Origin of the sequence: Exiguobacterium aurantiacum (assembly GCF_024362205.1) — a bacterium.
Lineage (GTDB): Bacteria > Bacillota > Bacilli > Exiguobacteriales > Exiguobacteriaceae > Exiguobacterium > Exiguobacterium aurantiacum_B.
Window position 1 is genome coordinate 47,571 of the sequence record NZ_CP101463.1, and the last position, 26,359, is coordinate 73,929.

The following is a 26,359-nucleotide window of genomic DNA, read 5'->3' on the forward strand; positions in this document are numbered from 1 at the left end:
TGGGGTGTTTTTTATGACCAAATTCACAAAGACGTTGAAAATACAGATCGCTGAGCGCTACTTGGCAGGTAAAGACGGCTACACTGCGTTAGGCAATGCGTTCGGGGTGAACCGTAAGAAGATACGTGAGTGGACACTTCTCTACGAACGCTGGGGAGAGACGATCTTCGATCCGTCCTATACAGCCCACTCGCAGGCGTTTAAACTAAGGGTACTAAACGATATGGCGGAAAACGGGCTGTCCTTGATGGACGCGGCCCTAAAGTACCGACTCTCCTCTCTCGGGATGATCTCCACCTGGCGATCGACGTACGAACGGGAGGGACCTGAGGGTCTGGCCGCCAAGCCGAAAGATCGTGCCCCGATGCCGAGACGGAAGAAGCAGGAACCCAAAGAGATGACGGAGGTCGAGAAGCTCAAGGAACGGGTCGAGTACCTCGAGATGGAGAACGCCGCGTTAAAAAAATTGAAAGCCTTGGTTCAAGAAGAGGATGCGCGACGAACCGGATCAAGGCCCAAGTGATCGACGAGCTACGAGCCACCTATCCTGTACCGGGGCTCCTCCAGGTGCTCGATATGGCTCGAAGCGTCTACTACTACTGGCGGACGCGCCTGACGGCCGATGACAAGTACGCGGACGTGAAGGAAGCGATCCAGGCCCTCTTCCACGAACACGAGGGACGTTGTGGCTATCGTCGCATCCATGCGCTCCTCGAGCGCCAAGGCTTCCGGCACGACCCGAAGACCGTGTTGCGTCTCATGGACGAGCTCGATCTCAAGTGCCTCGTCCGCATGAAGAAATATCGGTCCTACAAGGGAGAGGTCGGAACGATCGCACCGAACCTCCTCGAACGGGATTTTCAGGCCACAGGCCTAAACCAGCAGTGGGTGACCGATGTCACCGAGTTCCATCTTTTCGGGGAGAAACTCTATCTCTCACCGATGATGGATCTGTCAAACCGGGAAATCATCGCCTATTCGATGTCCGTTACGCCTAGGTATCCGTTCATCGGCGAGATGTTGGACCAAGCCATCGCAAGACTCGACAGTGATACAAGGCCAATCCTCCATTCTGACCAGGGCTGGCAATACCAGTTCCGAGCGTTCACGGCGAAGCTGCGCGAACACGGCATCACCCAAAGTATGTCCCGAAAGGGTAACTGTCTCGACAACGCGGCCATCGAAAGCTTCTTCGCCGTGCTCAAGTCCGAGCTCCTTTATCTCAGGAAGTTTAAGGATATGGCGCATTTCAAACAGGAGCTCGAGCGCTACATCGAGTATTACAATCATCGTCGAATCAAGAAACGACTAAAAAACCTGAGCCCGGTTTGATATGCTCCCCAATAGGTAGACAGATGAAATAACAAATCTGTTTATCTGATTGGGGAGTGTTTTTTTATGGCGAGAAGTCGGCATTCGATCGAACAAAAACTGAGTGCGCTGCGCATGATGGAAGAAGAAACCTATACGTGGAAGGAAATCATGGAAGCGCATAACGTCTCTGAGAATACCCTCCGGGTGTGGAAAGTGAAATTCGATACCGGCGGGATCGACGCGTTGAAGGAATCGAGGACCTGGAGACATTACACCAAGGAACAAAAGATTGCCGCCGTCCGTGACTATCTCGATGGGGCCACCACGGTGGAAGTCCTCTCCAACCATCAAATCAGTGATGGATCTGTTCTTCGAAAATGGATTAAGAAGTATACTAGTCATAGCGAGTTAACAGATTCGAGAAAAGGGATGAATCGAGCTATGACAAAAGGAAGAAAAACTACATTCGAAGAGCGCTTCGAGATCGTGAAATACTGTTTGGAGAATGGACGCAACTACCAGCAGACCGCGGAACAATATCAGGTGTCTTATGGGCAAATCTATAGCTGGGTCAAGAAGTATGACACGGACGGGGCAGAAGCGCTCCTGGACCGCCGTGGGCGTACGAAGCCAGAGGACGAACTAAGTGAAGAGGAGAAGCTGAAACGCCAGATCCGGCAAATGGAGCTTGAGAACGAACTTCTTCGTGCGGACAACCTGTTCCTAAAAAAGTTAGAGGAGATCGAGAGGAGGTCGTGATCAGCCAGGTACGGCTACAGCAACGATATATCGCCATCAAAGAATTATACGAAGAGGAGGCCATCTCGATCGTCCTCCTCTGTCGAGTCGCCGGCATCTCACGGGCGGCCTATTACAAATGGTTGAACCGTACCATACCGGTGCGTCAAGAAGAGAACGAGAAGCTTCTGGAGGACATTCGTCTACTCTATGACCAGGCGAACGGCACATACGGGTACCGTCGGATCACGATGACAATCAATCGGCTGCGCCGGCAACAGAGCCTGTCCCGATTCAATGAGAAGCGAATCTATCGCTTGATGCATAGCCATGGGATCCAATCGGTCATCCGCCGGAAGCGGAAGAGACATAAGAAGTCAACGCCGCAACATGTGGCCGAGAACCTGATGAACCGAGAATTCAGTGCGTCCCGCCCGGACGAGAAATGGTGCACCGACGTCACCGAGTTCAAGTATGGGACCGGGAAGAAGGCGTATCTGAGCGCGATCATCGACCTGTATGACGGCTCGATCGTCGCCTACCGCATCGGAAGGTCCAATAACAACGGGCTCGTCTTCCAGACGATGATGCCAGCCATCGCGGGGCTCCGTACAGGAGCACGTCCGATGATCCATAGCGACCGAGGGTTCCAATATACCTCAAGAGGGTTCAAACAGATGGTAGAAGACGCGGGAATGACCCGCAGCATGTCCCGGGTCGGGCGTTGCATCGACAACGCCCCGATCGAGAGTTTTTGGGGCACCTTGAAAGTGGAGATGTACTACTTGCGTGAGTTCCAGGCCTATAGCGAACTCACGAGGGCCATCGAGAACTACATATCGTTCTACAACCACGATCGTTTCCAGAAACGACTAAACGGCTTGAGCCCTGTCGAATACAGGTCTCAAACCGCCTAGGCTGGTTTTCATTATTTGTCCTGTCTACTTGACAGGGAGCACTTCAGTTGAATACCGGACGCAGGTTCTAAAGGTCGCCTAACAAAATTATTTAGTGTCTAACTTTTTTGGTTCAGTTCACATTTGCATTTTTCCTTTTTTTAGAAACGAAATAACCAAACATAAATATCAGTATAGACCCGATTCCTAAATATACATAAAACAAAGCATCTATCGGCAAGTTAAAGAAATTATCCACTTGTATGCCCCTTGCATGAAGACTATTTTAAAATACTTACTTAGTTGGGTGAATAGGATCAATTTTTTCAGGAAAGTGATTTTGTGACCCATTACTTACACTACCTTTTGTATCTATACTTGGTGAAAAACTGAAAACTGTCATGATTGTCATGATAATCAATATTTTTTTTACCATCTGATCATCTCCATAGATTCTTCATTTTGGTGAAACGCTACTAATAATTTCTGATATTTAGAATGATTTTTATTTTTATAGTAATCTAAGAGTTCCAAATATCTTTTTCTTATTTCAATATAAGAGTTTTCTTTTTCGATTAATCTTAAGTAATTAGTTTCAAGTAACCGATAGTATTCTTTCTCATTTTTTTTACTCTTTAGAATCATTAAATCGGCATAAACCAAATATTTCTTATGAAGCTTACACTTTGACGCACTATTCTTGAAAGATGATGTAAATTCTAAAATCTCTTCTTCCTGAAGATCGTTTAAATGGAGCTTGGTTTCCCACATGGCAAGAATCAAAAGACATTGATGTTCTTCTTTAGTTGAAAAATATTGCTCGCAACTCTTAAACACTTCAAATGCCTCGTCATATCGTTTTGCATTTTTCAAGAAGATACCATAGTTATATCGCGTCTCGTGTAACATATTTTCATTACGGAACTTTGATAGCATACGCAACAACTCAATATACTCTTTTTCTGCTTCTTTCATTAAACCCAATCTTGAGTAATTAATGGCCATAACCGACTTACAAGTTATCATTCTGGTAAAATTCGTCCCTTTACCAAAAGATTCATATGCTTTGTTCATATGGATTAAAGAAAGTGACGGACTAATGTTATAGCTGTAAATGAGACCTTTCTGGTAAAAGAATTCAGCCTTATCGTCACTCACTATTAGATCTTCATTTGATTCAGCATATTCTGCAGCCTTTTTAGAATCTTTATACTTATTCAGGAAAGACATTTTTAATATGACAAATTTACTCATGTCGGTATTGGACATCACCTCTAAATTATCAAGTGTGTATAAGAGAGATTCAGCCTTTTCATGGTTTTTTTCGTTTAATTCATTGGCCAATTGAGCCAATAGGTATTGATTCAAATAATCACTGACTATGTAATGTGACTCCTCCTTTTCCATCATTTCAAAAGTCGATTTCATTTGACTAACTTCACTGTAAGACCAATGGTAATAAAAGTCATCAATAAGTTTTACTAGTCTTTGATGCTGATCTTTCTCAAAATCAATTTTTTTCCCAAGTCTTTCGAGAAGCAGATGTAATGTCTCTTGATTAGGAAGGTACACACCTTTTTCGATTTTGCTTAAATGTGAGATAGAACATATCCCAGTTGCGACTTCGTGTTGGGTTTTCTTAGCTTTAATACGATTAAATCGGATGATATTCCCAATATATTTATACAATTTAATCTCCTCCACCTCATATTATCCCAAATTTCAAATGGTAAATAAATGCTATATTTTGAATAAGGCTTAGTTCAAAAGTCAAATTTTTAATGTGAAGGAGACAATGAATTTTAGGATTTGTTATTTTCACCAGATTTTCATCAAAAAATATTGGAGGTTTTTTTAATGTTTAAGTCAAAAACAATTAAAATCTTAGGTTCACTAGCTTTGAGCGCATCGATTTTATCAGGAGTGCCAACTTCAGTGTCAGCAGTAGAAAATGATGTTCCTATTTATGCACCAGTTTACGATGGAACGGTATATCAATCGACACTCACTAATACATTAGTAAAGCTTCCTAAATGGACGCATATTGCTACAAACACATCGTCTCTTGTAGACACAGTAAACTATGAGGTTTCTCGTCGTGTATTTGCTACTGGAACTCTTACAGGTGAAACAGAATTTAAAATTTTGCAAAATGGCCTAAAAGTAACAGCCGAGGCTTCTTATGGGACGGATACCACCAAATCAACTAAATTCGCCTTTAATATTCCTCCAAAATCCACGCGGAAATTAGTTTATGGTAGCATCGGTGTCGATACCACAGGAAAATTAGTCACATACTCTAATGGTTTGATATCAAGATCAAAAGCTGTTTCTGCAGACTACACCCGTTACAGCTACTCTGAGAACCTTGCATACTGATATATGAAAAAATATGTTGCTATATACGTTTTAGCGAGTGCTTTAGTATTGGCATCATGTAGCGAAAACGATTCATCAAAGAGTACTTCTTTGGGTAAAGAGATGTCTAACGAGAAAACTGAACAAACTACCCAGGATGTTTCAGGTACAAAACAGTATGTATCTATTAATGAATACATCGAAAGTATGGTAGCTCAACAATTTTCATTTATAAGTTTCGAAAAGGAAGTAGAAAACAATGAATTGATCACAACCGTAACGTTCTCAGTAGATAACATTCTAAGTCCAAAATTCACTTCTACTGAGCAGCAGTTTTACTGGAGTGTTCAACTTCCAACTTCTCTTTTCGAAAAGGTATCGGACGTACCTGAGCCGGTTATGTTTGTTCCTGTATCTGGGGAAGAGTTAACAGATAGTGAGCGAGAAAAATCTCGTTATGCTAACTTTTATCGGATGGAACAACGGTTTAAAGTCTCAGAAGAACACGTCGCGGAAGTAGAAGAGTTGATTCAAAAAAATGACTCTGGATACGCATTTAAACTTCATGATGAAAATTATGAAGAAGCATTCGTATTTGTTGATTTGGAATCTTTTGTAAATATAGACTGATTATTCAACAGCAAAATAGATATTCTCAACAAAAGAATTCACTTCAATCCCGAAGAGAATTCTTTTTTACTACGCTTACTTTAAAGAATTTAAATGGTGTTTTTTGCGTGGCGTTAGACGCGCCCACGCTCTTGGTTTTGACGTTGCCCCTACGCTCCGTGCTTTCCGTCAGAAAGGTCCAGAAACCTAGAGATGCGGCGGTGAACCAACAGCTCTTGTTATCGGGCCGTCAGGGGGGCAGCGGTGCGATGAGCGACTTCGCCCTAAGGCGTTAGACGCTCACGCATGAGCCCGGATCACCATTCCTTCTCCCAGGCCCCCTCCTCAGACTCACCCCAATCCTCGAAGCGATACTTGATGAGCGAATGAACATGTATCACGTCGTAATATGCGTGATAACAACAACGACGGAATGATTTCAACCATAAATTAAAATAATGATGATTGTATAAAAAGACATTCCCCACTTTTAAAGAGAATGTCTTTTCGTGTTTAGTTTCGTCTTCCGTTCACTTTATCGAGCCGGATCTTCTCGATCAACGCATGAATGATCTGTTCATCTCTTCCATCGAAATCTTTGTTGAAGGGAATCCGCCTCCCTTCGAACATAAAGTAATCAAGCAGGTAAGGGACACGCGGTGTCGCGTGGCCCCACGTGTGCTTCGAGCAACGTTCCCAGACCTCGGCTTCGAACTCTTTTGAATACCGCATATGCTCGACAGCGGCCTTGACCTCTGATTTCTTCAGGACGAAGTAGTCCTCGAAGACGAATTTGCCGAGCAACTCGTACCACATCTCCTCGCGAGCTCGCTCTTTAATCGCTTCTACATCGACTTCGACGTGATACGGGGCCTCTTCTTCATTCTTGACCATATCCCGAGCTTCCCCTGTCACCGACTCTGGATACAACTCCCATCCTTCCGGCATCCGTTCTTTGATGAACTGTTCGAGCGCCTCTTCACTGATCCGATAGCCTTTTTTACGCGACTCGAGCGGTTCTGCCTGGATCACGCCTTTTCGTACCCAGTTGCGGACTGTCTCCTTGTGGCTGGTAATCTTGTTCTTCGATAGAATCTCAAATGCCTCGTCAATCGTATACATATATATCCCCCTTTAATACAATGATGTTTTTATTAAATAATACCATAAACATTGTATTAAATTAAGATGTTATCTTAATCCACTTCAAATTAATCAGAAATCGGTGAATGACTTCCAAACAAAAACACCATTCGGCTGAATGGTGTTCATTCTATATGAAATTTAGATACAATTTAAAACAAATCAACTTTCTTTTAAACCATCAATTACATTAAATACTTTCACAAGAAGCTCTTTATCTTTAACCTCATCTTTTTCCAGGCCATCTGGTAAGAAAAATCTCCAAGAAATACTATCTTCCGTATTTCGACCGTTAAAACCTTGAACGTAACCACTTTCCTCATTAGCAGCCATTTCCATCGTAGTATTTTCACTTACAAAAGCAAAGTCCATAAATCCTTCAGTGCCAAAAAAGAAAACTGGATATTTCACTGTGTTGAAGAAAGGGACATACTTTTCTTTGTCGGCCTCAGAGAAAGCACTCTCAGTAATAATTATTGCGTCAAATGTAGACACATTATGGTCCAAAGCACTTAATTTGATGTTTTCATATTTTACATTATTTATCTCAGGGAGTTCTTGATCACCTATTACAGCAATTTCTAAGATTCTTCCTTCATAATTTCCCACTTGATGATTCATATTTTTTTCTTGGGAATGAAAGTTTGGGTTACCACAGCCCACTAATAAAACCGAAAATAAAACTCCTGTAATTAGTTTCCTCATAAGAGTGTGTTCCTCCTTAATAAATAATACATTTTTCATAAATATCTAACCTTTTAACTGCTCTTTCATTTGTTCTTACTTTATTATATACCATGCTTCAATTAAACAAAAATACAATAAAAGACAAATAATGTATTTATAAAATTTTATTTAACATTTTTTTACTTGGTGTTATAGCGATAGTGTTCGGAAAATAATATTACTAAAATTTAGGGGGAACTGAAATGAGAAAAGTATTTGCGTCTTCTTTATGTGCTTCTATGTTAATTATTGGTGGTGTATTCATTAATCCCGATGAGACACAAGCGTCCTCATCGAAGTCTACTAGCAGTGTTTCAAATCTAGAATTGATAGATTTAAACAATTTAGAGGACCTAGAAAAAACAGGTAATGTAACAGTTGAAGAAGTTACATATGATCAGTTTGTAACAGAAACTGCTGAACAGAAGGGTTTATCTAAAGAAGAAGTTAAAAGAATACACCCTAATCGTTCTAAATTATCAGGTACGACTCCATCCAGCTTTTCCACTAGAAGTAGTCTAGTATCAACTCAAGCTGTATCTTCAAATGTAAATAGAATGCATAGAGTTACAATTACACAAAATGTCGGAATCTCTTACAAACCTTCTGTACAAATTTTTATTTGGACATATAGCTCTGGATCATTTGTTCAGTACAAATACATAGAAGATGTTGGTATAATTCAGCCTAGCCAAACTAATTCAAAAAAATTCGATGGTGTAATTAAAGCTAAAATCACAGGAACTACTTCAGTTTGGTGGATGATTAATGGTGATTTTTATAATCACGGCAGTACAACGATTACTATTGGAGGTGAAGGTCCAGTTGCAGTTAAAGGTAAAACTGTAACAGCAACTTTTAGTGTTTCGAATTCAGATAATCATTATAGAGCTTGGGACAATAGTGGAACAAAATAATTCAAATATCTATTGATGAATTTCATAGCTCAGTATAATATCTCTCAATTAAATTCTCTAAACTTAAAGCGGGTTACGATAAAATTCAATCCGAAAAATATTTTAGAAAAATATTTCAGAATAATTTTTTTCTATACAAGGCTCATTATAAAATCTAGAATATTTTAAACAGAGGAGCGTTTTCCAAATTAGGAATGACGCTCCTCTGTTTTAGTGGCTTTGTAGTTACCCCACCTGGCATGCCACTTTTAAAGGGGGCATAGAGTCACATATTTCAGTTGTTTGGTAATAGATTTGTCAAGGTAGCTGTTAAAAATACCATTCAGCTCTCAATTTGAAGTATTCCTCGTAATGTTCCTGACTTGCTCAATGCCTCAATGGATTTTTTCTGCTCTTTGCGAATGTTTCTACTTTCTTGATTGTGAAAATTTAGATTGCTTGATAATTCGATTCTGCGGAGAAAAACTACTACGTCAGTTGACTTTTTACAATTCATTCCTCACAAATAGAATTCCATGTCGGATGACATTCCCGTGATACTTTCCTAGTGAGTGTAATAATCTTCCTTTCATGTAAATTCTGAATTTAATGTACAAGATTCGGGCGGTATAGGTTTCATTACGTTACGCAAACGTTTTTATACGACGGTTTGTCAAATTAAGCGCAACACTTCCTCGGTGAAGGCCTCGTGTGCGGTTTTCCAGTTCAGGCATTTTCTCGGCCGCCCGTTGATCTTGGTGAGCGCGTCCGCGAGTTCGTCATGCGCCACCTGCGCGAAGTCCGTTCCTTTCGGGAAGAACTCGCGCAGGAGCCCGTTGGCGTTCTCGTTGCTTCCCCGTTGCCACGATGCGTACGGGTCGGCGAAATACATCGGCACACCGAGTGACGCCTGGATGCGCTCGTGACCGCTGAACTCCTTGCCCCGGTCCGTCGTCGCCGTCTCGAACGTGCCGTCCGGGAAGGCGACGTGCACCGCATGGATCGCCCCCTCCATCGAGGCCGCGGTGCGGTCCGCGATCGGCAGGGCGAGATAGAACCGGCTCTTCCGCTCGATGAACGTCGCGACGCACGCCTTCGACTTCCCTCGTCCGGAGACGACGGTGTCGAGCTCCCAGTGCCCGAACGTCCGGCGCCCCCTGACCTCTGGCGGTCGTTGCGAGATGGAGAGTCCGACGTTGATGCGTCCGCGCGTCTCGGTCGGCTTTTGACGTTTCCCTTTCTGGCGGAGCACGGTCAGGGGCACGTCGATCCGTCCCGCATAGATCCAACGGTAGATGGTGGAGAAGGCGAGCTTTCCGTTGAAGAGCCGTCCCACGATCTGTTCCGGGGACCAGGTCGCACGCAGCTTCTCGACGATCGTCCGGCGCATCGTGTCGTCGAGTTTCGTCTTGGCGCCACAGTTGGTCTTCGCCTTCTCGTAGCGTTTCTGGGCACGTCCCGATTCGTAGCCGGGGTTCCGTCTGATCTCCCGCGAGACGGTCGATGGCTGTCGCCCGATCCGTCTCGCGATGGACCGGATGGACATCCCGAGCTCCAGATACGTCTCTATTTTCACGCGTTCCGTTGTGGTAAGATGGGTGTAGCTCATAGCGATTCCTCCGTCTGAATGTGTGTTGTGGTGACTTCATTCTACACGAGGACGTCGCTGTGGGCTTTTTTTGTGTTCACTTTTGGGTGTTGCACTTAATTTTATAATTCATCATACTTAATTGTTTGGATTCAACCTTTCGTTGAACACCTTTTTCATTCGCCAACAGTTCTACAGACGCGCCCACGATCATGCTTTTGACGTTTTCCTCACGCTCCGTGCCTCCCGTCAGAATTGAAGGCACGAACGCTACGAAGCGTCCAACTTGAAGAGGAGAATCAAAAACTTCACTTGGAAGTGCAACTCCTACGCCGCGAAAAAGAGACGTTCGAAAATCGCCTACAGGAACAGGTCGAGCTTGCGGTGCTACGGGAGCGAAACAAGCTATCGGATCACAACTAAAATGAAGAAAAGTACCCAAGATGCTGATCAAATACATCCTCGTAAAATCGAAGGATGCGCTTTTTTGTTCCGTTTCATCCTACAATCTCTACACGTTTTGCCTTGTGACTTTCAAACATCTCTTATATGCTAAGGTGGTGAAATATAGGTCATCAACCACAAAAATAGTCATTTGTTACAAAAATAAATATGTTTATTTCATTTGAATACATTTTAAATGGGTTATAGTAGGATTAAACATAGTCATAAACGAAAGGAATGAACATGTTTAATCGATTATAATGATTAACGAGGAGGTTTCCTATGCGCAATTACAACTATCAGTACCTGACCAATCTGGCCTTACCGATGGAAACGGTACGATTGATTGGTCGCATCAACGAATACAAAGGCAAACAGGACCTCTATAAACAACAGGCGCCTCAAATCCTGAACACCTTGCGTGATGTGGCGGTCATCCAATCGACCAAAGCCTCCAATGCTATTGAGGGGATCGTCGTGACGGAGAGCCGCCTACACACCATCATGTCGAAGACCTCGGACCCGGCCGACCGCTCAGAAGCGGAAATTGCCGGATATCGAGACGTATTGAACTTGATCCATGCTTCGGCACAGGATATCCCGATCAATCCGAACATTCTGCTGCAGCTCCATAAAGAACTTTATAAGTTTGTGCCGGTCGAGGGAGGCCGATGGAAGAATGTCAACAATGAGATCAGCGAAACCTTCCCCGACGGCACGCGTCGGACGCGCTTCGTACCTGTCCCAGCGTTTGAAACACCCGCTGCCGTGCAAGCCTTATGTGACAGTATGAGAGAGCGTCGTCAAAATGAAGACGTCGACCCACTCATCCTGACGGGGATGTTCGTGCTCGACTTCTTATCGATTCATCCGTTCAATGATGGAAACGGGCGTATGGCCCGTCTTGTGACCTTATTGATGCTCTATCAACATGGTTTCGAGGTCGGCCGCTATATCAGTCTCGAGAAGATTGTCGAGGAACGCAAAGAGGATTACTATGAATCGTTACGATTGTCATCGATCCATTGGCATGAGAACCGACAAGACCCGTTCCCATGGATCAACTATCTGTTGAGCGTAATTCTTGCCGCTTATAAAGAGCTTGAGGAGCGCGTTGGCCTGGTTACGTCAGGCAGTCAGAACAAGACCGTTCGAATCAGGCGCTTCGTCGAAGGCCGAATTGTCCCGTTCACCAAATCAGATATTCGACAAGCTTGCCCCGACATCAGCGAGGCGACCATCAACCGTGTCCTTCGTGAATTACGTGACGAAGGAATCATCGCCCCATCTGGACTTGGACGAAGTGCGAAATGGATCAAACAGTGACTGCATGAATACGTGACATTACTTTTTATATAAAAACACCATTCAACCGAATGATGTTCCTCGATTCATAAATTAAATTTTAACCTTTTCATTTTATGCACAAAAAATCTTCATATACAAAGAGAATGACAAGTTGCTCTTTGTATATGAAGTTCAATTATTTTTTAGCTTTGGCAATTTCTTTTGCAAAACGATTCTTTACAGTATCTTTCATCTTCTCATGTTTTGCTTTATCGTTGTCATGCCCATGTTCTGCTAAGTTAACGATTTGATCCGTGCTCTCTAAATTAAATCTACCATTGGTCATATTAATGACGCCGTACTTGCCATTAGTATTTTTCTTAAGATAAATAATATATTGTTGTCCTCTTGAAATTTCTTGATAGTTCTCAACAGACAATATCTTGGAACCGTCTTCTAACAAAGCAATCGGCTCTATAACAGAAATCTTTTTATTGTCCGCTACCTTTTCTGAAGCTGGTTGTTTCAAAACTTGTTCAACCGTAATCGATGTCTTTGTGTAAAAATCTTCGATAGCTTTTGGTAAACCTTCTTCTTCATCACTACTTGGTACATATTTCACGATGTGTTCACGATCCATAAAGTCTTCATTTGTGCTTGCTATAACCACTAATTCTGCATCAGCAAACAATTCAGCCTCTGTTTCATATTCAACAAAGTTACCATGTGTGACAACACGCTCAACTTCACTATTTTCATTCGTACTACTTTGACTCACATTAACTTCGCTTGAGCTAATTTTCTTAGAATTAATCTCATTAGACCCGGTATCAACGTTATCTCCATTACACCCAACTAACAGTAAAGAAGCTGTCATTGCCGAAAGAAGAAAATATGTGCTTTTCATTTAAACTCCTCCTTTTACCACTTTTTATTAATTTCTCCAGAATCATAACTTGTTAGAGTAGAAGGAATGTTATACCACCCTTGAACCATAACAGAGTTATATGGAGGCGTCACATGGGCCATTTTCAACGTATGACCAACTTCATGGGCAGCATTATAATTTACCCGTGAAGAAGTAAATGTTGATTGTGCTCTCATTTGGTTATCGTAAATAAATACTGTTGTATAATCCCAGTACCCACCCACTGCTGCTTGCGTACCCGTGCTAGTATAAGGAATGATTTGTCCTAACAGACCACTAACAGATGTATTTCCTACATAATAAATATCGGGACGCGCCGACGTTGAAGTCGTTTTTTTAATGTTAACTTTTGAATTTGCATTCCAATAAGAACGGGCAACATCGTAGTTCCCAACGTATCCATATGTACTAACGCTTGAATGATAGTAAGCATATGGTGCGGCATTATTTTTCCTGCCTCCTGCAAAATAGTCAGCTTGTGCTACAGATTCAAAACATACGGTAGTGAAGAATACGGCTGTAAACAATGCCATCCAAACTTTAAAACGTTTTTTCTTTGTATTAAACATAAATATTCCCTCCTTTTTGTTTTTCAATGCCTTGTGTAGACGTCAAGTAGATTTTGACACTTTTTGCTCGTTTGCCTTTTACACTTCTGCCGAAAACAATGATTTCCGGTTCCTCATCCGATGACTGTCGTCATCACTATGTATGATTTCGACGCGATGGAGTAAGCGGTCCAGTATCGCAGTCGTGATGCCCTGATCCCCAATCAATTCGCCCCATTGATCGGGGCTTTTGTTCGAGGTCAGGATGATCGAGCTGCGCTCATAAAGGTGGTTGACGAGATGGAAGAAGAGATTGGCTTCTCGTTGGTCCATGGCCATATACATCAGGTCATCGATGATGACCAGGTCCGAATCTCGCAACCTTTTTAACTGGATCTTCGACTTGCTTGAGAACTCTTCACTTTTTAATAGTTGGACGAGTTCGCCCATCGTGACGAAGTATACCTTGAACCCGTGGTTGACCGCCTCGATTCCCAGCCCCACAGCCAAAAACGTCTTTCCGACGCCCGGAGGGCCCAAGAGGATCAGGTTGTACTGTTGTTCGAGCCAGTTGAGCTGTTTCAACTGCTTCAGCTGTCGGGCGGTTAGTGCGGTCTGTTCCTCTAAATTGAACTCCGAGAGGGATTTAATGAACGGGAATCGGGCCCACTTCATTCGTCTCTCCAAACTTTTAGCGTCTCGTTTGGCACGTTCATGGTTCGTGATGGCACTTAGAAATTCGATATACGTCCAGGAGGCCATTTCGGCCTCTCTCAAAATCTGTGGGAGGGCGTCAGCCGTCTCGGCGAGACGAAGCTGCCGAAAGTCCTGTTGTAACTCGGAAACGCTTTGACTCATTTTGCCGTCACCCCTTTCAGGATGTCGGTGTAGGCTTGGATCGGTCTCGTTGCGACCTGTATCCCGGATTTCTTCGGACGTTCGGTATCGGGTTTTGTATCACACCCATCGTCCGCGAGGATCGCGAGATAGTGGACCACGTCTCGGAAATCGTTGGCGCTGAACAGACTCTCTTGCGAACACTTTTCCAGTGCCATCGTTAAGTGATTGGGATACATGGTCGCGACGTCCCTGATGATGTTGAACTGGTCACGTCGGTATCTCGGGTAACGCTTTGAGAGCTCACCCAGATAATCGGACGCCGACTCTCTGTCCTCGAAATAGGTGAGGACCTGTTGCTTCAGTTCTTCGATTCCTTTGGAACGATCCCGAAGGTGGTCACGGCTTTGAATCAGTTTTCCGCTCTCTTTGCTGACCCGGTGGTCTGCGATCACTTCTCCCTCGGGAGATTCGCGAATCAATAACCGTTCCTGTTCGGTCACCTCGAGGAACACCATCTTCTTCTTGACCGATGAGTAGGTCCCGATTGGGACGGTGTAACGGTTTGAGCGATAACGGATTGTGTTGTCCTTGCTGACGTTCCTTGCTATACTTTCGGTACGGATACTTTCGAAAGAGAGTAGCGATAAGACCGGTTGTAAGTGTTGTTTTTCGACGGAGAACACTTCAGCTGGTCTTTTTTTCGTTGTCTGATGGACGTTGTGATTTCCTGTCCTCTCCAGCCATCTCATGGAACGGTCGTTCCAATCCTCGATATGCCGGTAAACTCGGCTGTCCGCGAAGTTCCGTTTGATGTACTTCACGACGTTCTCGATCATACCCTTTGACTCCGGGTCGGCCCGACGACATAAGTGGATCCTAAACTTTCGTTCGTTCACGTAGGCTTGAAACTCATTGGTCAATAGGACGTCACCTGCGTTCTCGTTGATTGCGATGAGGTGATCCTGGTCGTAGACGATTTCAGAAGGACGCCCACCATAGAATTGGAACGCATTTTCGTGGCAGTGAATGGTGTCCCTGGTGGTGAACGGTCGTTCTCTCCATTCGACATATTTCATCCGAGAGTGCGCAAGTACGAACGCGATGAAATAAAGCTTTATCATTTTTCCATCTTTAGTCCGTTGTCTGGTCTCACCCCAGTCCACCTGTATTTGCTTACCCATCGGTTGTTCTGGGATGGCCTCGTAATGGCGGACGACCCTTTTCTTTTCAATCTGATAGATTTCTCGGATTTCCTTCACGTATGTCCTGACCGTGCTCGATCCGACCGAGAGGTCGGGATATCTTTCAAGTAACCAGTCATAGACTTGTGCGCTGCTCAAATGCGGATACTCCTCCAACCATGCAATGATCCAGTCTCGATAAGCATCGAGCTTCTTCTTTCGTGAACAGGCTTTCCCGTCAAATTCATGTAGGGCATCTTCATATGTCATCTTCAGGTACTTATATACCGTCGGTCTCGATACCTTCAGTGCTGTGGCGATTTGAGCCACTTTCATGTTTTGCTGATACATTTGATGAATTTTGATGTGTAGCACTAACTTTTCCTCCAAATCGATTCCCTCCAGATAAAATAGCCTTAACTAATCTATCGGAGTTCTGTTCTGATTTTTCGGCAATAGTGTAAAATCGTATCGAGCAAAAACTGTCAATTTTATTCTAGCGTTCACACCTTGTCATAAAGACATCATAATTCTATCATATTTTTCTTTTTATCCCTGTAATGGATTGTTTAATTTTTACATAAAAATACGCATCTAAAAATTTAGGTCGAGAGATGGATTGCAACGGGATGACGACTAGCGAAAAAATGTGAGTCATATGTAGCTTTATTCAATCTTCTGATATTCAGTGACCTGTATATTAAATTTGATTACCATCAGAACAGACTCTAACGAATAATCAATACGAATCGTATCCAAATAAAAGCACCATCGTTAAATTGTACTAGAGGATTATGCACGAGCCTGGTCCATTATTCCTTCTTATGTCCGACGCCCTCGGACACGAATCACTCTTTGAACCGGCACTTGATGAGCCGATGCCCATGCATCCCTTCATATTCAAATTCATCCTTGGATAGTTCAGAGACGACAAAGCCAAAGTCCCCCTCTGCCAATAGTATCTGTGCGATGCAATAATTTATCATAAAATAACAAGGAGAGGGGACTGCTTCAAGTAAATTCTTATCATTCTAATCTAATGATAAATGATACAAATCAGAAAGGATTTATGTAAATTTTGACTATATTTAGTTAGTTCACTTGACTGTAACTTATTATAAGGAACTTACACTCACCCCTCTTAATTTAAGAAAACCATAAAGAGAGTTTAATCAGACAGCCTATGCCCTTGCATTTGACTTTGCTCTTACGCTCCGTGCCTCCCGTCAGAAAGGGCCAGGAACATAGAGATGCGGCGGTGAGCCAGCAGCTCTTGTTATCGGGCCGTCAGGGAGGCAGCGGTGCGATGAGCGACTTCGCCATAGGGCGCTAGACGCTCACGCATGAGCCCGGATCACCATTCCTTCTCCCATGCCCCGTCTTCAGACACACCCCAATCCTCGAACCGATACTTGATGAGCCAATGGACATGCATCACCTCATATTCGAATACACCCTTGGATAGCTCTGAGACGACGAAGCTGACGTCTCCATCCTCCACCACCCAGGTCCCATATTAGATACACGATCTTGATCGGACGTTCTTCTGCATCCAGATAGATCAGCACCCGGAAGTAAGGCGAGTTCTGTCCCTCATCGAACCGGACGACCTTCTCGACGCAATGTGCCCTGTCGACGACACGCATCCACTCGGGATGTTCCATCAGTTCCGAGAACACGGTCTGGACGAACGGATCCAATTCCGCGAACGCATAGTCATCAAGCAACCCCTCATCCATCACGTCTCCCCCTTCCGGATTTCTATAGAACGATTCCCCCTCCAGAGCCAGTTCAGTCCTTGTTCATGAGCCTACAGAAATGAAGACTTTAAAAAAATGTATACACATATACATGTATACACGTATACAAATCTACATGTATACATGTATACAATGACTCCTTTTTCTTATGTACGACGATTCCGTCGAAGCATGTTCGTATTGAAAAAGACGGTTAGGTGGGTCAAGCGTTCCCCTTCCTTCACATCACAAAGAAGATCCATGCTCACGAGTTTTAAGTCGTCAAAATCTTCTTGAAGCCGGTCAGGAAGGCGTCGAAGCAATACCTCCGTCATCTCGTCCATCGTCTGTTGATCAAGTTGAAAATTATCCATCTGAATCATCCTCTCCATTTGATAGCTCAATGATACCTCGCATCCACGCAAGCAACACCTCGGCTTATTTCACGTAAGCCCTGGTGTTGTTTCAAACAAGCCCTAGGGCTTGTTTCGAAAACATGGTCATTTTCAATAAACAAACCGTGTTTTCACTTCTGCTATTTCATCAAACAATCTTCTTACGAGACAGACTAAAACAACGTCCAATCTTCACACACGAACCATCTCGTTTTCGTCATGCGAAAACGACCCTTTTCCGGATCCCGCTCTATGGATCCAGGCGAGAGCAACGCGAGTCGCCCATCCCATCAAAGAAAAACGTACGTTTTTCTTCCTTGTCCTTACCGGACGGACCGGGACCGGTCCCCCGGCCCCACTCCATTGCGTTCAACCCATGTACCCTCGCTGTTTCATGCTGACATACGACTCGTCCGCCCCGAGGATGAGATGGTCGAGCACCGGGATGCCGATGAGGTCGCCTGCTTCATGTAACCGTTCCGAGACGAGGATGTCCTCCCGGCTCGGGGTCGCGTCTTATCAAGAGTAAACTATTAAAAATCCATTAAAATCAATACTTTCACTTTGAGAACATGTATTTAAAGTAAATAACAATTAAAGCCTGTATCTTAGTTATCACTTGAGATACAGGCTTTTTATTTATTCGTTCATATAATTAAACAGTTTGCCTAAAAAATCATCGCTAATGGTTAATTGATACTGTTTTTCAACGAGATTTCGAAGTTCCATAACGAGAAGCAAAGAGTTCTTATAGGCTTCATATAGTTCTAATTCATTTAATCGGGCAGTAGTCTTTTTAAACTTTTCATAGTTTTCAGGACTAATTTCTTTTTCAAGATTCTTTGTCATATTAAACCAATTATCGGCATTTTCTTCCGCAATTCGAATGAGTTGTAGTATATTTTTTTGTAATTGAGATAAAAGTTCCAGTGAACGTGCATTTTCCCCTCTTTTAAGAACATTAATCCCCATTAACCATAGGTTGGAAAAATTATTCAATAAAAAATTTACGTTTTCTTCTGTAAGTCTATTTGGTCCCGGACCTTCCAACTCTGATAAATACAATTCTAGTTGTCCTGTTTCATCATAAATAAACATTGCTTTTGTGTCAGGAATGTAGCCTGATTCTTTGAATGAAGGAATAATATTCATTTCGTTTTCGGAAAGGAAATGAAATTCACCACGTATTAGATTTTCAAAAATTACTACTTCCGTACCGTACTCATTTTGATAGAGTAAAGTGTAGGAAGCGACTTCATTTAGCCATTTTGCTGAATCAAAGGTGGAAATTGTATCATCTTTTAGAAAAACGTAATATTCTATATCAGAGTATTGATCTCCCTCTCCTTTTGTAAAAGAGCCATACATCATACAAGCAGATATTCGTTCATCTGACTGGACAAGTTCCTTAACCCTTGCCATTAGTTCCTTTTGTTTTAACAATTCGATTCCTTCTTTCTTTATTTTGATTCAGGGAGAAATAAAAAATCCTCCCAAATAATGTTGGAAGGATTAGTCATGTCACTTTTTAAGGACTCAAATAAAACTATTTAGCCTTTTTAGCTATTCAGTCTTACATTTATTTAGTATATGGAAAAATGGGCAGACTAATCCTAAGTTTTTAAACTGAAATATACTATTTCATTTGTTAAAAATTAGATTAGTTCTTCATTGTCCACCCATCTCTCCTTTCGATTAATAGTATATTAATTTTAACACTTCAAAGTTCAAAGCACAAGTTGGTGAAACTCATAGATTAACTATTCTCTAATGTACAAATCTCCGTATAATTTTTGGATCTGGTTCCTTAATCTTATATTTTCCTCTTCTAATTCCTTTACTCTTGTTTTTAAGGTTTTAATAAGGACTTCTTCAGAACGGGAGCTTTTCTTGGGTTTTGATATTACATTTTCTGTTTTTTGCTGTTTTCGGAGAGATTCAATCCTTTGCCTAATATCATGTTCCTTATAAAGCCATGATTTAGAAACATTAGCTTCCTTTGCAACTGTGTTAAAATTAATAGTCTTACCTTCAAGCGATAGTTTAGAGATAACCTTGTCTACATTTTCTCTAGTCCGCCTGGACTTTTGCTTTGCCAAACGCACAATTTCCTCTGTATTTCGTACCTGTTTAACCATCTAACTAATCCCCTTCAGGCTGCCAATTATTTGCTCTAGTCGCTCTTTAACACGGTTATTAGTCTCTATTTGCCTTTGCCATTGCTTTTCCTTAGCGACTGCCAATAACTCCTCAGTACGATTTAACTGTTCCTCATGCTGCGATAAAATGTTCCTCATGCTGCGATAAAAACTGCTTACTTGTACAAAAATGAGTACAATCTAAACAAGCATTGGCGTGTGGACAAGAACCTGCTATTACTGGTAATCGGCAATAACCATTTGGAAGAACTTGTGCATTAATATTTTTCTTGAACCATTGAAGATCAACATCATCGACTTCATTGTCATTATCTAACTCAATTATATCTCCATTATTAGTTACCAGTTTTTCTTTGAATTTTGTAAATTCAGCTTTAAGGGTTTCATCAAAAATATGAGCATATCTGCTTGTCATTTCAGGACTTTCATGACCCAAAAACTTTTGTACAATATGCTGCGGTACTCCGTTATTAATCATTCTTGTTCCTACTGTATGGCGAAAGGCATGGGCATGGAATCTATAAATCTCGCCTGATTTATCGACTATTTTTTGCTCATAAGCTAATTTGTTTAACTCGTCTCTAAATGTTTCTTGTTTTAATGGCGATCCATCTTTTCTTGGAAAGAGGTATTCACTATCTGGAAACTCCCATGAAACTTTATCTTCCCGAACTTTAATCAATAAAGCTACCTCTTTTGATATTGGAACTATATGCTCCTTTTTCATTTTCCATTGATAATACTTTAAAAAGTAATCTCCATCTTTGTCCTCTAATAGACAACCTTTTTTCAAGGTGCACAATTCGCTTATCCTCATCCCACATTCTTGGACTATCATAGTCATCGTAGCTATATATTCGGGTAATTTATCAAGATGACTGTTCAATTGCTCCAGAACGTATTCATCTATAAAACGAGGTTTTGCTCTCGGTATTTTGGGATAGTCTTCTGGATAGATTAACACCTTGGAAGGAATATCATTCCATTCTAGCCTTAGAAGGGTACTAAATAGTCCTTCCAATATAGAGATCCTCCCATTTATTGTGCTAGGCTTTATCCCCATCATATTTAATTCGCTTAAATATGCTTCAATTTCCATTCTCGTTAATTGGTTTATTCTCTGAACGTGTTTAAAATTCATGTCCAAGAAATTAAAGAACTCTTTAAGTTTTTGGGCGATATCACATACATAGGAAAAGCTATCCGTATTTAATCTCAATTTACAATATCTTTTTACGAGTTGTTTAAAATACGTATTGCGAACCCCTTTAAAGTTAATTACATATTCATATTGTGTCGGATTAACCTTATCATCTGGCAAAGGTAACTTACGTCTATCCCAAATGTCTTTATCCCACTCCTCCCCATCAAAATAAAAGTCCTCATAAAACTCCATAAATTGTTTTAGATTAGTAACATAGTAAGAATTAGCTTTTACAGGTGTTTTTTCTTGATTAGCAGTAATCTTATAATTAGTAGTAGTAATTCTAACACCCTGTTTTGTCAAATATGTTCTATACTCCGTCATTGCTTTTTCAATAGGAACTTCAGTAATTGAAGTAATGCTGGGATACTTTAAATCTAAAAAATCTAACATTTTATTAATTACTGTTCCTTTTCTAATCCAGACAGTTTTTGCATTCCATATTCCATTGTTTAAATGGTAAAAATAAAAATATTTCAATTCTGTTCTTAACCACAGATTTTTAACACGTTCAAAACGAACCCAACGATTTCTTAAAGCAGGATTCTTACTTAATTCTATGGCAGAAGGATGTGGACATTTTCTTATATCCCAACTATTATTAGCCCAAAACCCTTGCATTTCTTCATTCATTACAGCTATTTTTTTGCTGATCTCACTCTGACTGATAATTTTCCTTTTACTAGAAGCATTCATTTCTTATGCTCCTTTCTCTCAAGGTATTTATTAAACTCATTTTTCATATCCTGATCTGAAAGATGAACATAGGTATTTAACGTTGTCTGAACATGTGCGTGACCTAATCTCTTTTGAATGAACGCAACATCCCATCCTTCCCTAATTAGCTGCGTTGCGTGAGTGTGGCGAAGCATATGCGATGTAAATTCTATTCCAGTCCTTTTAACTATTCTTCTAACTAGATCAAGAACACTTTGGTACTTTAGTGGTTTCCCAAAATAGCCTTCTTTTAAGGAAATAAAAACATAATCATGCTCCAATTCCTCACTATACTCATATACCAAGTAATCTGTATAAAGTGACATCAGTTCTTTACTCACATGTATTGTTCTTTCCTTCCTTAATTTAATATAAGCTTCATTTACATTAACATCTCTAGGTGTTAAATGGATTTGATTGTCCCAAGTGGCAATATCTTCAAGCCTAAGCGATAACACTTCACCGATTCTTAAACCACCCTCATACATAAGCATTAAAATTAATTTATCTCTTTTCGTATGACAAGCATCAATAATTTGCTTAACTTCCTCTGATGTCAATGTTCTTATCTGTTTCTTTTTAACCCTTAACTTTAAGACATTCTTTTGGTATCTACCCTTATTAACGTGATGTAAAAATCCTTTGAAATTTCTTCCCTTTGCTTGTTTAAATACATCAATTGATTTAAATTCTCCTAATCTACTTAAATAATCAAGAAAACTCATAACGGCATTTAAAATTGTATTCACTGTCGTTTCTTCTCTTATGGCTTCTTTTGACTGAAGATCAATTACATTTGTTGCTGTTGGATATCTCAACCAACCTACGAAGTCTGCTAACAACTCAAAGTTAATATCATTAAGAATAACGCCTCTCTGTTCCATGAACTCATACAGCAACTTTAAATGATAGCAGTATGCTTTAATGGTATTTGGAGACTTACCAGTGTTATCTAAGTATTTAATAAATTTCATTACTGGTTCAATTAGCTGGTATTCTTTATCTAGTAATAAATACAATGGATACGGCTTATTCTCCACTTCTATCCTTTGAACCCTCACACGCTCCCCCCTCTTTAAACACTTTAAGTACTACAAATTATAAACCTTGTTAATTTGTATTTAAAGTAAAATCTCCCTTTAACATCTCCTCCTAAACTACTTTAACTACTATTATTTATTATACTATGGTTAACGCGTCCCCGCTCGGATGGAAAAGGACATGTTCAAAATTGACATGTTTGATACTACCTAACATTTTATATAAAAATAATAAAGTTGTTTAAACCATAATAAAATCGTATAAAGTCATTTAAAATTAAAATAGCTGTTATGTTATTCAACAAACGGGCCATTTAACGGAATAAGTGATGAAAACTGAATTTAAAACTTAGTCTGTATGTGGTAAAATGTTTCAATCAAGATTAGGAGGCATTAATTATGAAGTGCAATGAATGTAACAGGGTTCAATTAAAAGAGGGAAACGTATCATTAGCCTATAAACTGCGTCTACCCTCATTATTGGAGGGCGAAATGTGAATACGTCTTATTCACAATCAAATTTACGACACAACCAAATTTTAATTTGGCTTTGCGTTCTATCTTTTTTTAGCGTATTAAATGAAATGGTTTTGAACGTCTCATTACCTGATATTGCAAATGATTTTAATAAATCACCGGCGAGTACAAACTGGGTGAACACAGCCTTTATGTTAACCTTTTCTATTGGAACAGCTCTATATGGAAAGCTATCTGATCAGCTAGGCATTAAAAGGTTACTCCTATTTGGGATTATAATAAATTGCTTCGGATCGGTAATTGGGTTTGTTGGACATTCTTTTTTTCCCATACTTATTCTGGCTCGATTTATTCAAGGAGCTGGTGCAGCTGCATTTCCAGCACTCGTGATGGTTGTAGTTGCGCGCTATATTCCAAAGGAAAATAGGGGTAAAGCGTTTGGTCTTATTGGCTCCATAGTAGCTATGGGAGAAGGTATCGGTCCAGCTATTGGTGGAATGATAGCTCATTTTATCCATTGGTCTTATCTTCTGCTCATTCCAATGATGACAATTATCACTGTTCCGTTCCTTATTAAATTGTTGAAAAAAGAAGTAAGGATAAAAGGTCATTTTGATATTGTAGGAATTATACTAATGTCAGTGGGCATTGTATTTTTTATGCTGTTTACAACATCTTATAACATTTCTTTTCTGATCATCAGTATTCTGTCATTCCTGATATTTGTAAAACATATTAGGAAAGTAACAGAACCTTTTGTTGAACCTGCACTGGGGAAAAATATTTCTTTTATAATTGGTGTCCTTTGTGGAGGACTTATATTTGGTACAGTAGCAGGGTTTATCTCTATGGTTCCTTACATGATGAAAGATGTACATCAACTAAGTACTGCTGCAATTGGCAGTGTGATTATTTTCCCTGGAACAATGAGCGTTATTATCTTCGGTTACATTGGTGGATTACTTGTTGATAGAAAAGGTCCATTGTACGTGTTAACCATTGGAGTTACATTTCTTTCCGTTAGCTTTTTAATTGCTGCCTTTTTTTTAGAAGTAACACCATGGTTACTGACAATTATATTAGTTTTTGTTTTTGGTGGGCTGTCATTCACCAAAACAGTTATATCTACAATTGTTTCAAGTAGTTTGAAACAAAAGGAAGCTGGTGCCGGAATGAGTTTGCTTAATTTTACCAGTTTTTTATCAGAGGGAATAGGTATTGCAATTGTTGGTGGTTTATTATCTGTACGCTTACTGAATCAGAAGTTGCTACCTATGGACCTTGATCAATCCACTTATTTGTATAGTAATATGCTATTCCTTTTTACAGGAGTCGTTGTCACTAGTTGGCTGATCACCTTGAATGTATATAAACGAAGACAAATTCAATTTAAAAGTTGAATACCAGAGATAAATTAAATGACTTCTAGCTTTCTTAAGCAATCGGGCGCGATTGTTGCATAAGATTATGATTTTCAAACGACTTTATTGTAGCTTCCTTAAGTTCCTATTCAGTAATTATAAAAGGAATTAAACAACTTTATTTTTACACCGTCCGCATATGCGGACGGTGTAATTCATTCTTTCAGCTTCAAAATTAAACAACTTTATTGTCACTTAACATTTAATAAAATTAATTTTCCTTTTGGTGTCTATATTTTTCATTATAATCACCCTAGTTGCCCAGTATTTTATCCTTAAGCATTTGAGAGAACATTTTTTATATTAATTCATTAATATTAATACGAGTATTAGTTATTATTTACACACACTCTACTCTTAATTCTTTTGTTCGTTATGAAGAAGTGCTCTTTGATGACTTATACTTTCCTCTATAAGATAATCCTCTAACTTCCCATATCTTGAAGCCTGTGTAAGTGATAGACCAAACCCTTCTACAAGTATTTGTGGTCCAAAGTTACTTGCTATCATATTAAAACAAGTAATTCTAAGAGATTTAGGTGTAAAACCACAAAAGGCCTTTACTTTTCTTGCTATGAATTGATTATTGATTGGACGATCCTGATATACCCCTGATGAACTTGAACTTAGAATTAAATAAATCTTATTCTTTGCGTTTCTATTATTCGATCTCTGTTTAACATATTCATTTATTAATACCAGTTCATCATCAGATAGATAAACTGGTGGTCTATCGTTGAGGAAAATCGCCTTCATTTCAACCTTTACATCACTTATTTTTATATTACTAATATGTGATGAAGATAGCCCATGATAAAAAGATAGCACAGTCAATAAACACTCTAAGGGTTGTTCGTAAAGTCTACTTTTAACTAATTTAGCCACATTTACTTGCTCAAAAAAGGTTAATGGCTCGATAGTTGGAGGAAGCTCTCTAGATTTTATATCCAAGATTGGTATATGAGTTATTAGCCTTTTTCTTTTGGCTAACTTAAACAGAACTAATAAATCTTTTCTCACAATCTCACGATTCTTAGGAGTTAAAGTTAAAAGAAATTCATGAACATCTTCTTGTTGAACAGTATCCCAGGATTCTATATGCTTACAGTTAATTTGAAGCCATCGGACTAATCTAACAAAGACTACTATGTCCGCCTTTACTGTTAATAGGGATAATGGGTTTCTCGCGTTAAATTTTACTTGTCTATTCCTAAGTTCCATTTTTTCGTTGAAATATATCTCCAAGAGACGAATAAATCCTTTAGGAACTTGCTTTAAAACCTCTCTAATACTAGTGAGAATACCCTCATCTGCGTTAACACTTAAATAACCTATTTTAATAAAAAAATTAAATAGACTTAATTTTATTCTCTTGGAATTAGGGGTCTTTTCTAATGTAGATATCAGCCATCCTTCATTAATATCAGAAGGGCTTAAAAGCTCTTTTTCAGCTGCTTGTAAAAACCGTAACACCTTACTACTATTCTTACGAATTGTTTCTACACCAATACCTAGTTCTTTTAAATACATAATATATTTTTTAAATAGTGTTGCACTCCATGTTTTTGTGAAATTTTCTTTAAGAAAATCTTCGGTTTGGATTCTCTCTACACGAGCTTTACTCAAACAATTATGACAGACGGTTGCTTTCTTATTAATTTCTGATGTATTTAGTTTTCTTTCACAAGATACACATGTAATAATGTTCATC

At 40.3% G+C, this 26,359-nt stretch carries 23 protein-coding genes and 3 pseudogenes; 9 read left to right on the forward strand and 17 right to left on the reverse strand.

Annotation, left to right across the window (positions count from 1 at the left end):
- The first annotated feature begins 13 nt into the window (after nucleotides 1-13).
- The 3 genes from NMQ00_RS16075 to NMQ00_RS16085 all read left to right on the forward strand — a co-directional run bounded on the left by NMQ00_RS16075 (nucleotide 14) and on the right by NMQ00_RS16085 (nucleotide 2,969).
- Entirely contained in the window at nucleotides 14-523 is a 510-nt protein-coding gene (locus tag NMQ00_RS16075) for a helix-turn-helix domain-containing protein (protein WP_058765868.1), read from the forward strand.
- Entirely contained in the window at nucleotides 520-1,332 is an 813-nt protein-coding gene (locus NMQ00_RS16080) for an IS3 family transposase (protein ID WP_255178791.1), read from the forward strand. The genes NMQ00_RS16075 and NMQ00_RS16080 overlap by 4 nt, the downstream gene beginning before the upstream one ends.
- Nucleotides 1,333-1,398: 66 nt before the next feature.
- Nucleotides 1,399-2,969, forward strand: a protein-coding gene (locus tag NMQ00_RS16085) for an IS3 family transposase (protein WP_255178437.1) whose coding sequence is annotated in 2 segments (ribosomal slippage) — nucleotides 1,399-2,038 and nucleotides 2,038-2,969 — 1,572 coding nt in all. Because the reading frame shifts where the segments join, the coding sequence is not laid out codon by codon here.
- 408 nt (nucleotides 2,970-3,377) lie between these two features.
- Here NMQ00_RS16085 and NMQ00_RS16090 read toward each other — a convergent pair.
- Nucleotides 3,378-4,637 (reverse strand): helix-turn-helix domain-containing protein, encoded by a 1,260-nt coding sequence (locus NMQ00_RS16090; protein WP_214831024.1) that lies wholly within the window; start codon nucleotides 4,635-4,637, stop codon nucleotides 3,378-3,380.
- 168 nt (nucleotides 4,638-4,805) lie between these two features.
- On the opposite strand from NMQ00_RS16090, the gene NMQ00_RS16095 reads away from it, so the two are divergent.
- Nucleotides 4,806-5,327 carry a hypothetical protein gene (locus tag NMQ00_RS16095; RefSeq protein ID WP_214831022.1) on the forward strand — a complete coding sequence of 174 codons (522 nt, stop codon included), beginning with the start codon at nucleotides 4,806-4,808 and terminating at the stop codon, nucleotides 5,325-5,327.
- Between the two features lie 90 nt (nucleotides 5,328-5,417).
- On the forward strand, nucleotides 5,418-5,936 hold the full coding sequence (locus tag NMQ00_RS16100) for a hypothetical protein (protein ID WP_058765895.1): 519 nt from the start codon (nucleotides 5,418-5,420) through the stop codon (nucleotides 5,934-5,936).
- 492 nt (nucleotides 5,937-6,428) lie between these two features.
- Here the strand turns inward: NMQ00_RS16100 and NMQ00_RS16105 are convergent, their stop codons facing one another.
- Nucleotides 6,429-7,037 carry a helix-turn-helix domain-containing protein gene (locus NMQ00_RS16105; RefSeq protein ID WP_255178792.1) on the reverse strand — a complete coding sequence of 203 codons (609 nt, stop codon included), beginning with the start codon at nucleotides 7,035-7,037 and terminating at the stop codon, nucleotides 6,429-6,431.
- Between the two features lie 183 nt (nucleotides 7,038-7,220).
- Nucleotides 7,221-7,802, reverse strand: coding sequence for a hypothetical protein (locus NMQ00_RS16110; RefSeq protein WP_255178793.1), 582 nt, complete (start codon nucleotides 7,800-7,802; stop codon nucleotides 7,221-7,223).
- A 185-nt stretch (nucleotides 7,803-7,987) separates the two neighbouring features.
- On the opposite strand from NMQ00_RS16110, the gene NMQ00_RS16115 reads away from it, so the two are divergent.
- Nucleotides 7,988-8,701 (forward strand): hypothetical protein, encoded by a 714-nt coding sequence (locus NMQ00_RS16115; protein ID WP_147287426.1) that lies wholly within the window; start codon nucleotides 7,988-7,990, stop codon nucleotides 8,699-8,701.
- A 652-nt stretch (nucleotides 8,702-9,353) separates the two neighbouring features.
- On the opposite strand, the gene NMQ00_RS16120 is transcribed toward NMQ00_RS16115, so the two are convergent.
- A complete protein-coding gene (locus NMQ00_RS16120; RefSeq protein WP_255177644.1) occupies nucleotides 9,354-10,289 on the reverse strand; it encodes an IS30 family transposase in 936 nt (311 codons plus the stop codon).
- A gap of 76 nt (nucleotides 10,290-10,365) precedes the next feature.
- Nucleotides 10,366-10,722, reverse strand: coding sequence for a hypothetical protein (locus tag NMQ00_RS16125; protein WP_255178740.1), 357 nt, complete (start codon nucleotides 10,720-10,722; stop codon nucleotides 10,366-10,368).
- 272 nt (nucleotides 10,723-10,994) lie between these two features.
- Between NMQ00_RS16125 and NMQ00_RS16130 the strand changes: the two genes are divergently transcribed.
- The gene (locus NMQ00_RS16130) at nucleotides 10,995-12,038 is read left to right on the forward strand and encodes a Fic family protein (protein ID WP_058765822.1); all 1,044 of its coding nucleotides are present in this window, start codon (nucleotides 10,995-10,997) and stop codon (nucleotides 12,036-12,038) included.
- A 157-nt stretch (nucleotides 12,039-12,195) separates the two neighbouring features.
- Here the strand turns inward: NMQ00_RS16130 and NMQ00_RS16135 are convergent, their stop codons facing one another.
- The 11 genes and pseudogenes from NMQ00_RS16135 to NMQ00_RS16185 all read right to left on the reverse strand — a co-directional run bounded on the left by NMQ00_RS16135 (nucleotide 12,196) and on the right by NMQ00_RS16185 (nucleotide 22,771).
- The gene (locus tag NMQ00_RS16135) at nucleotides 12,196-12,906 is read right to left on the reverse strand and encodes a hypothetical protein (RefSeq protein ID WP_058765823.1); all 711 of its coding nucleotides are present in this window, start codon (nucleotides 12,904-12,906) and stop codon (nucleotides 12,196-12,198) included.
- Nucleotides 12,907-12,920: 14 nt separating this feature from the next.
- The gene (locus NMQ00_RS16140; RefSeq protein WP_082665795.1) at nucleotides 12,921-13,496 is read right to left on the reverse strand and encodes a hypothetical protein; all 576 of its coding nucleotides are present in this window, start codon (nucleotides 13,494-13,496) and stop codon (nucleotides 12,921-12,923) included.
- Nucleotides 13,497-13,574: 78 nt separating this feature from the next.
- Nucleotides 13,575-14,333, reverse strand: a complete 759-nt coding sequence (gene istB / locus NMQ00_RS16145; RefSeq protein ID WP_131469567.1) for an IS21-like element helper ATPase IstB — start codon at nucleotides 14,331-14,333, stop codon at nucleotides 13,575-13,577.
- Entirely contained in the window at nucleotides 14,330-15,871 is a 1,542-nt protein-coding gene (istA, locus tag NMQ00_RS16150; RefSeq protein ID WP_255178741.1) for an IS21 family transposase, read from the reverse strand. The genes istB and istA overlap by 4 nt, the downstream gene beginning before the upstream one ends.
- 1,064 nt (nucleotides 15,872-16,935) lie before the next feature.
- Complete coding sequence (locus NMQ00_RS16155) at nucleotides 16,936-17,235, reverse strand: hypothetical protein (protein WP_255178742.1); 300 nt, start codon at nucleotides 17,233-17,235, stop codon at nucleotides 16,936-16,938.
- Nucleotides 17,236-17,402: 167 nt separating this feature from the next.
- Nucleotides 17,403-17,609, reverse strand: coding sequence for a hypothetical protein (locus tag NMQ00_RS16160; protein ID WP_031424757.1), 207 nt, complete (start codon nucleotides 17,607-17,609; stop codon nucleotides 17,403-17,405).
- Between the two features lie 390 nt (nucleotides 17,610-17,999).
- Nucleotides 18,000-18,134: pseudogene (locus NMQ00_RS16165) on the reverse strand (JAB domain-containing protein); the annotation flags it as partial.
- A gap of 135 nt (nucleotides 18,135-18,269) precedes the next feature.
- Nucleotides 18,270-19,073 carry a lincosamide nucleotidyltransferase Lnu(G) gene (gene lnu(G), locus NMQ00_RS16170; RefSeq protein ID WP_002333496.1) on the reverse strand — a complete coding sequence of 268 codons (804 nt, stop codon included), beginning with the start codon at nucleotides 19,071-19,073 and terminating at the stop codon, nucleotides 18,270-18,272.
- A gap of 317 nt (nucleotides 19,074-19,390) precedes the next feature.
- Nucleotides 19,391-19,768, reverse strand: coding sequence for a DUF6262 family protein (locus NMQ00_RS16175; protein ID WP_002333497.1), 378 nt, complete (start codon nucleotides 19,766-19,768; stop codon nucleotides 19,391-19,393).
- A pseudogene (locus NMQ00_RS16180) lies at nucleotides 19,769-21,689 on the reverse strand (tyrosine-type recombinase/integrase).
- A complete protein-coding gene (locus NMQ00_RS16185; protein WP_002333499.1) occupies nucleotides 21,686-22,771 on the reverse strand; it encodes a tyrosine-type recombinase/integrase in 1,086 nt (361 codons plus the stop codon). The pseudogene NMQ00_RS16180 and the gene NMQ00_RS16185 overlap by 4 nt, the downstream one beginning before the upstream one ends.
- Before the next feature lie 378 nt (nucleotides 22,772-23,149).
- Here NMQ00_RS16185 and NMQ00_RS16415 point away from each other — a divergent pair.
- Together NMQ00_RS16415 and tet(L) are read left to right on the forward strand one after the other, a co-directional pair.
- Nucleotides 23,150-23,206, forward strand: a pseudogene (locus NMQ00_RS16415) (tetracycline resistance efflux system leader peptide); the annotation flags it as partial.
- Nucleotides 23,207-23,244: 38 nt separating this feature from the next.
- Nucleotides 23,245-24,627, forward strand: a complete 1,383-nt coding sequence (gene tet(L) / locus NMQ00_RS16190; protein WP_068450235.1) for a tetracycline efflux MFS transporter Tet(L) — start codon at nucleotides 23,245-23,247, stop codon at nucleotides 24,625-24,627.
- A 378-nt stretch (nucleotides 24,628-25,005) separates the two neighbouring features.
- On the opposite strand, the gene NMQ00_RS16195 is transcribed toward tet(L), so the two are convergent.
- The gene (locus tag NMQ00_RS16195; protein WP_074036665.1) at nucleotides 25,006-26,358 is read right to left on the reverse strand and encodes an integrase; all 1,353 of its coding nucleotides are present in this window, start codon (nucleotides 26,356-26,358) and stop codon (nucleotides 25,006-25,008) included.
- Nucleotide 26,359: the final 1 nt, after the last annotated feature.